Origin of the sequence: Streptomyces ossamyceticus (genome assembly GCF_001418475.1) — a bacterium.
GTDB lineage: Bacteria > Actinomycetota > Actinomycetes > Streptomycetales > Streptomycetaceae > Streptomyces > Streptomyces ossamyceticus.
The window spans coordinates 1-6,857 of sequence record NZ_LIQX01000552.1 but is presented as its reverse complement, the minus strand read 5'-3'; the positions used below and the strand labels follow the sequence as shown (position 1 = coordinate 6,857).

7 protein-coding genes are annotated in these 6,857 nt (G+C 72.2%); 2 read left to right on the top strand and 5 right to left on the bottom strand.

Features of this window, described 5'->3' with window-relative positions:
• Positions 1-226: 226 nt before the first annotated feature.
• On the bottom strand, positions 227-1,480 hold the full coding sequence (locus tag AOK15_RS32990) for a sensor histidine kinase (protein ID WP_055521991.1): 1,254 nt from the start codon (positions 1,478-1,480) through the stop codon (positions 227-229).
• 178 nt (positions 1,481-1,658) lie between these two features.
• On the opposite strand from AOK15_RS32990, the gene AOK15_RS32985 reads away from it, so the two are divergent.
• Positions 1,659-1,862, top strand: a complete 204-nt coding sequence (locus tag AOK15_RS32985) for a hypothetical protein (protein WP_055521990.1) — start codon at positions 1,659-1,661, stop codon at positions 1,860-1,862.
• A gap of 68 nt (positions 1,863-1,930) precedes the next feature.
• On the opposite strand, the gene AOK15_RS32980 is transcribed toward AOK15_RS32985, so the two are convergent.
• The 4 genes from AOK15_RS32980 to allB form a co-directional block, all read right to left on the bottom strand.
• Positions 1,931-2,338 carry a guanyl-specific ribonuclease gene (locus tag AOK15_RS32980; protein WP_055521989.1) on the bottom strand — a complete coding sequence of 136 codons (408 nt, stop codon included), beginning with the start codon at positions 2,336-2,338 and terminating at the stop codon, positions 1,931-1,933.
• 135 nt (positions 2,339-2,473) lie between these two features.
• Positions 2,474-3,100, bottom strand: a complete 627-nt coding sequence (locus AOK15_RS32975; protein WP_055521988.1) for a dihydrofolate reductase family protein — start codon at positions 3,098-3,100, stop codon at positions 2,474-2,476.
• A 93-nt stretch (positions 3,101-3,193) separates the two neighbouring features.
• The gene (gene alc, locus AOK15_RS32970; protein ID WP_055521987.1) at positions 3,194-4,309 is read right to left on the bottom strand and encodes an allantoicase; all 1,116 of its coding nucleotides are present in this window, start codon (positions 4,307-4,309) and stop codon (positions 3,194-3,196) included.
• Between the two features lie 51 nt (positions 4,310-4,360).
• Positions 4,361-5,698, bottom strand: a complete 1,338-nt coding sequence (gene allB, locus AOK15_RS32965; RefSeq protein ID WP_055521986.1) for an allantoinase AllB — start codon at positions 5,696-5,698, stop codon at positions 4,361-4,363.
• 276 nt (positions 5,699-5,974) lie between these two features.
• Between allB and AOK15_RS32960 the strand changes: the two genes are divergently transcribed.
• Positions 5,975-6,772 carry an IclR family transcriptional regulator gene (locus AOK15_RS32960; RefSeq protein WP_055521985.1) on the top strand — a complete coding sequence of 266 codons (798 nt, stop codon included), beginning with the start codon at positions 5,975-5,977 and terminating at the stop codon, positions 6,770-6,772.
• The last annotated feature ends 85 nt before the right edge of the window (positions 6,773-6,857 follow it).

Genomic DNA, 6,857 nt, shown 5'->3' with positions numbered 1-6,857 from the left:
GTGGTTTCTCGCGCAGTTCCCCGCGCCCCTGAAAAGCGACCGGGGCTGCGCCCCGTGCTTTTCGACGGCGCCATCCCGCTGAAGGCCGGGCCGCAGGCCCAAGCCTTCAGGGGCGCGGGGAACTGCGCGAGAAACCACACACCACCCGCACCCGCCGACTTACCGCGCACCCCCGAGCTACAAGGCGCCCCGCCGTCACCGCCGTCACCGCCGTCACCGACAACTCTCAGCCCCAGGGCAGCCAGGCCCGCACCGCGAAGCCGCCGTCCGCCTCGGGGCCGTGCTCCAGGCGGCCACCGGCGAGGGTGGCCCGCTCGGTCAGGCCGATCAGCCCCTGTCCGGAGCCGGGGACGGGCGGGACCTCCCCCGGCGGAGCGGGATTGCGGACGCGGACGGTGAGTCCGTCGGCCGGGGCGCCCGCGACCGTGACGGTGACCTCGGCACCGGGCGCGTGCTTGCGGGCGTTGGTGAGGCACTCCTGGGCGATGCGGTACGCGGTGCGGCCCACGGAGGCGGGCACGGCGGCGGGGTCGGTGACGTGGTGGTCGAGGACGACCTTCATGCCGGCCACGCGGGACTCGGCGACGAGTCCGTCGAGTGCGGCGAGCGTCGGCTGGGGGCGCCCGGCGTCGTCGGAGTCGCCCGCGCGCAGCACGCCGATGATCTCCCTCAGGTCCTGGAGGGCCTCGTGGGCGCTCTCCCGGATGACGCCCGCCGCGCGGACGATCTCCGCGCGGGGCGCGTCGGGCCGGAACTCCAGGGCTCCCGCGTGGACGCTGAGCAGGGTCAGCCGGTGGGCGAGGACGTCGTGCATCTCTCGGGCGATGGCCTCGCGGGCCAGGCGCTGCGCCTGTTCGGCCCGCAGGGCGGCCTCCGTCTCGGCCCGCCGGGCGCGGTCCCGGAAGCTCAGCATGAGCTGTCGCTTGGAGCGCACGAACATGCCCCAGCCGACGATGGCGCCGGTGAGCACGACGGAGAGGAAGACCGCCCCCAGGTACGAGAGGTCCGGGTCGGGGCGCAGCCAGTAGTAGACCGGGTTCAGCAGGAGCGCGGTGCCGGCCACCCAGGCCACGTACCGGAAGGGCCGGTGGACGGTGAGGGTGAAGAGGGCGACGAGGCCGGCGCCGCCCGCGGTGGCGGACACGAAGCAGACCGCGACCATGGCGACGGCGAGCCCGGTCGGCCAGCGTCTGCGCAGCCAGACCGCGGCGCAGGCGAGCGCGCCGAGCACCTGGTCGAGGACGGCGTAGGCGTCGGGGAGGGCGACCTCCTTGCTCACCGTGTCCACGCCGAGGAGGCCGATGCCCACCGCGAACAGGAAGCACATGAAGTCGACGACCCAGTCACGCGCGGTGCGTCGGGGTCGCCGTTCCGGCCGCCCGGTACCGGAGCCCTGGGCGGGGTCGAGGAGGGCCGACGGCAACAGCCAGCGCCGCCCGGGGAAGGCCGGTGGTTCGGGCACCGGTGGGTCACCACTCACAGTCGACAAATCTACGCAGAGTCGGCCCCCGTCGGCGCCTTCTGCCGGGGATCGCGACCAAAGTCGTGACCTCGTCGACTTTCGGCGTCCGGGCGCCGCTCGGATCGCTACCGCGGTCGGGCGGGCAGGGTCCCACGACCGATGGGCGGGCGGGGTCCGCGGCGCGAGGATTCCTGTCATGAAGCAGTTCTTGGAGTTCCTCGGGTTCCTCGCCCTGTTGCAGGGCTCGGGCGGGCTGGTCTACGAGCTCACCGGCAAGCTGCGGTGGGGGGTGACCCAGCGGTGGGCCGTCCTGGACGGCTACGAGCTCTACGTGAGCATCGCACTGATCGTGCTGGGGCTGGCCCTGTTCGCGGCGGCCGACAGCCGCAGGGCCAGGTGACCGGGGCCGTCGGGCCGTCCGTTCCTGTGGGGGGAGGACGGACGGCCCGACGGGTGTCCCCGCGGTGGTCAGCAGTCGTGGTCGATCAGGTCGAAGGACGCGTAGTGGTCGGCGGTGTAGTAGTCCTCCTGGTGCTGCTGCCCGGTGACGACGCGTCGGGCGCCGCGGGTGGAGGAGCCGGGCGTCTGCACGGTGTACTCGTGGTAGTAGCCGCTGGACCGCGAGGGCAGGACGCGCTCCCGGTTCTGGAAGACGCTGCCGTCCTGCGTGTAGGGGAACGGGCCTCCCCGCTCGATGAGGTTCAGCGTGGTGGCCGCCTCCGCCGGCAGGCGGCTGTGGCAGATGCTGCCGACGGCGGCGGCCGAGGTGTCCGCGGCGGTGGCCGTGACGGTGCCGCCGCCCACGAGGAGGGCGGACAGCAGGGCGGCGGTGGCGCCGAGACGCGTGGCGCGCGCTGTGCGTGGGGGGAATCTCATGACCTCATGATGACGCGCGTAGACAATGGCATGTCAATGACAAGTCCGAGGATTCGACGGGTCCGCCCGTGAAGTTCTCCGGGAGTTCACCGGAGTTCACGGACGGCCCGTTCCTCCTTCACATACGACGCCCCGTCAGGCGTCCTCGGGCAGGGCGAAACTGCCGTAGGAGGGGCGCCCCTCCCGCTCGTAGGTCTGGATCGAGACGCCCTTGCCGGTGATCCGGCCGCCCGCGTGCCGGAAGGCCGTCGGCACGGCCCCCTCCCGGAACAGCCGGAGGCCGGAGCCGAGCGCCACCGGGAAGGTCAGCAGGTGCAGGGTGTCGAGGAGGCCGAGGTCGATCAGGGAACCGACCAGCGCTCCGCTGCCGTGCACCTGGAGTTCGCCGTCGGTGCGCTCCTTGAGGGCGGTGACCTGGTCGGCGAGGTCCCCGCCGATGACCGTGGTACCGGACCACTCGGGGTCCGTGAGGGTCGTGGAGGCGACGTACTTCGGCAGCGTGTTCAGCTTGCCGGCGACGGGGTCGGCCGGGTCGGTCACCTTCGGCCAGTACGAGGCGAAGATGTCGTACGTCCGGCGGCCGAGGAGGAACGCGCCGACCCTGCCGAAACTCTCCTCGACGAACTTCCCGAAGTCGTCGTCGGCGTACGGAAAGCTCCAGCCGCCGTGCTCGAAGCCGCCGCGGGTGTCCTCCTCGGGGCCGCCGGGGGCCTGGTAGACGCCGTCGAGGGTGACGAACACGGTCGAGACGAGCTTGCCCATGGCGATCGCCTGCTTCCTGGTGCGGGATCTGTTGTCATCACCTCAGACCCCGCGGGCGCCCGCAACTCATCGGTGCGGCCGGGAGGGGTGCTGTCAGGCGCCCAGTTCCTGGAAGCGTGCCGCCAGCCGCGTCCTGCCCTCGTCCGTCAGGGAACCGTGCAGGCGCAGGCGGGAGATGCCGCCGTCCGGGTAGATGTCGACGCGGGCGTGGGTGGCCACCGCGGGCTCGGGAAGCACGAAGCGGTGGTCGGTGTCGGGCTGGAGGCGGGTGCGCGGGAGGATCTCCGTCCAGGTGCCGTCCTCGCCGTCCCGGACCGAGACACTGGCCCAGCCCGCCGCGTTGCCCTTCAGGCAGGCGGTGTCGATCTCCAGGGCCCGGATCTCGGACTGTGCGGCCAGGCGGTAGCGGATCCAGTCGTTGCCCTGGTCACGGCGGCGGCGGGTCTCCCAGCACTCGTGCATGACCCGGGCGCGGCCGGGCTGGATGGTGTTGGTGGCCGGTGAGTAGAAGAGGTTGGAGGCGTCCTCCGCCCGGCCGCCGTTCTCCAGGGCGACCACGTCGAAGGTGCCGAGGACGTCCAGCCACGCGGGGTCCGGGACGACCTCGCCGTACACCCGCAGACGGGCGATGCCGCCGTCGGGGTGCTGGTTGACGCGCAGGTGGGTGAAGCGCTGTTCGACGGAGACGGCGAAGCCGTTCGCCGCGTGGCCGCCGACGGGGGTGCGCGGTACGAGGGTCGTCCACTTCACGTCGGGGGCGAGGAGGTCCTCGGGCGAGGGGGTGCCCGGCACCGAGGCGGCCTCGACCGAGACCGCCTGCGGGTAGTTGCCGCGGAAGTGGGCGGTGTCGACGACGATGCCCCGCACGACGCCGGGCGCGCCCAGGCGGACCAACGCCCAGTCGTGGTCCTCGGCGGTCGGCCAGGGGTGCTCGGCCGAGGCGCCCCGGCGGCGGCGGGTCTCCCAGCCGTCCATGATCTTGCCCTTGTGCCCGAAGTGCTCCGGGTCGAACTCGGCCCGCTCGGGCAGCAGCAGGTTCTCCCGCTGGGCGAAGAACTCGTCGTTGGCGGCGATGACACCGGCGCCGAGCCGGCGGTCGGCGAGGTCGGCGTAGTGGGTGAAGGGGAGGTCGGCGGTGCGGTAGTCCGCGTACGGGTCACCGCCGCCGTACGGGTTCGCGTCGCCGGTGAAGTTCACGATCGCCGTCACGTTGATCAGGTCTGCCTCTCGGTTGTGGGCCGCTGCGGGTGCGGGAGTGGATCAGGGGGTGCGGGTGAGGAGCCGTCCCTTCGGTGCGGTGAACTCGCCGTCGGCGACGATGCGTTCGCCGCGCAGCCAGGTGGACCTGACGACGCCGTACAGCGTCCGGCCGGCGTACGCCGTCACCCGGTTGCGGTGCTGGAGGGCCGCCGGGTCGACGGTGAACGTCTCGTCCGGGGCGAGCACGGCGAAGTCGGCGTCGCGGCCCGCCTCGATGGCGCCCTTGTGGTCGAGGCCGACGAGGGCGGCCGTGCGGGTCGACATCCAGCGGACCACGTCCTCCAGGGTGTGGCCGCGTCCGCGGGCCGCCGTCCAGACCGCGGCGAGGCTCAGCTGGAGGCCCGAGATGCCGCCCCAGGCGGTGGCGAAGTCGTCGGTCTTCAGATCGGCCGTGGACGGGGAGTGGTCGGTGACCACGCAGTCGATCGTGCCGTCGGCGAGCGCCCGCCACAGCAGGTCCTGGTTGGCGGACTCGCGGATCGGCGGGCAGCACTTGAACTCGCTCGCCCCGTCCGGGACCTCCTCGGCGGTCAGGGTGAGGTAGTGCGGGCAGGTCTCCACGGTGATCCGTACGCCGTCGGCCTTGGCGGCGGCGATCAGCGGCAGCGCGTCGCTGGAGGACAGATGCAGGACGTGGACGCGGGCGTCGAGCCGGCGGGCCTGGTCGATGAGGGCCGCGATGGCGCTGTCCTCGGCGTCGCGCGGACGGGAAGCGAGGAAGTCGGCGTACCGGGGGCCGCCGCGCCGGGGGGCGGTGTCGAGGTGGTGCGGGTCCTCTGCGTGCACGATGAGCAGTCCGCCGAAGCCCGCGATCTCGGCCAGGGAGCGGGCGAGCCGCTCCTGGTCGAGGTGCGGGAACTCGTCGACGCCGGACGGAGACAAGAACGCCTTGAAGCCGAAGACACCGGCGTCGTGCAGCGGGCGCAGGTCCTTGACGTTGTCGGGCAGCGCGCCGCCCCAGAAGCCGACGTCGATGTGCGCCTTGTCGGCGGCGACCTCCCGCTTCGTACGGAGGTGGTCGACGGTCGTGGTCGGCGGCAGGGAGTTGAGGGGCATGTCGACGAGGGTGGTGATGCCGCCGGCGGCGGCGGCCCGCGTCGCGGTCCAGAAGCCCTCCCAGTGGGTACGGCCCGGATCGTTGACGTGCACATGGGTGTCGACCAGGCCCGGCAGCAGGACGTCGTCGCCCAGATCCTCCAGGCGGACACCGGACGGCAGGTCGGCGTCGTACGGGAGGACGGCCGTGATGCGGCCGTCCACGACCGCGACCGCGGCGGGGCGCGATCCCTCGGGCGTGATGACCCGCGTCGAGCGCAGCACCAGTTCAGCGTCGGACACCCGGACCCCTCTCGTCCTGCCGTCGTTTCTCTTCCGCGTCCACGGGATTTACTTCCACGTAACGGAATTCAACGTTCTGTTGAAGGAGTCTTCACTCCAGGTCGAGCCCCGTCAAGAGCCCCCTCCCCCACTCTGCTCCTCACCCCGCCACTCTGGACATTTTCACTAGTCGGAATGAGAATTCCGTCAGGCAGAACATAGTGACGCACAAGCGAGCAGTCAACGAACTGCCCGGTAGGCTGCGACTTCGCCCGCCTTCGTGAAAGGACCCGCGCCGTGCCGACGTCCAGCGCCAGCACCACCGACTCCACCAAGTCGTCCTCGTCCAGCGGCGGCGTCCAGTCCCTCGAGCGCGCCTTCGACCTGCTGGAGCGGATGGCGGACGCCGGCGGCGAGGTCGGCCTCAGCGAGCTGTCCGTGAGCAGCGGGCTGCCGCTGCCCACGATCCACCGGCTGATGCGCACCCTGGTGGTGTGCGGCTATGTGCGCCAGCAGCCCAACCGGCGGTACGCCCTCGGCCCGCGTCTGATCCGCCTCGGCGAGTCGGCGTCCCGGCTGCTCGGCACCTGGGCCCGCCCCTATCTGGCGCGGCTGGTCGAGGAGACGGGCGAGACGGCGAACATGGCACTGCTCGACGGCGACGAGATCGTGTACGTGGCGCAGGTGCCGTCCAAGCACTCCATGCGGATGTTCACCGAGGTCGGCCGCCGTGTGCTGCCCCACTCCACGGGCGTCGGCAAGGCGCTGCTCGCCGACCTGCCCGCCGACGAGGTCCGGGCCCTGTTGTCGCGTACCGGGATGCCCGCCGCGACGGACAAGACGATCACGACTCCCGACGGTTTCCTCGCCGCGCTCGCCGAGGTGCGCGACCTGGGGTACGCCGTCGACGACAACGAGCAGGAGATCGGCGTCCGCTGCCTCGCCGTCTCCGTCCCCGACTCCCCCACCGCCGCCGCGATCTCCATCTCCGGTCCGGCGGGCCGTGTCACCGAGGCGGCGACGGAGCGGATCGTGCCGGTGCTCCAGCAGGTGGCGGCGGAGTTGTCGGAGGCGCTCGCCAACACGGGGGCTTGAGGGCCGGGCGCGTTGTAGCTCGGAGGTGCGGGTTCGACGGCGGCCCATGGCATCGGGGGTGCGGGTTCGACGGCGGGTGCGGGTG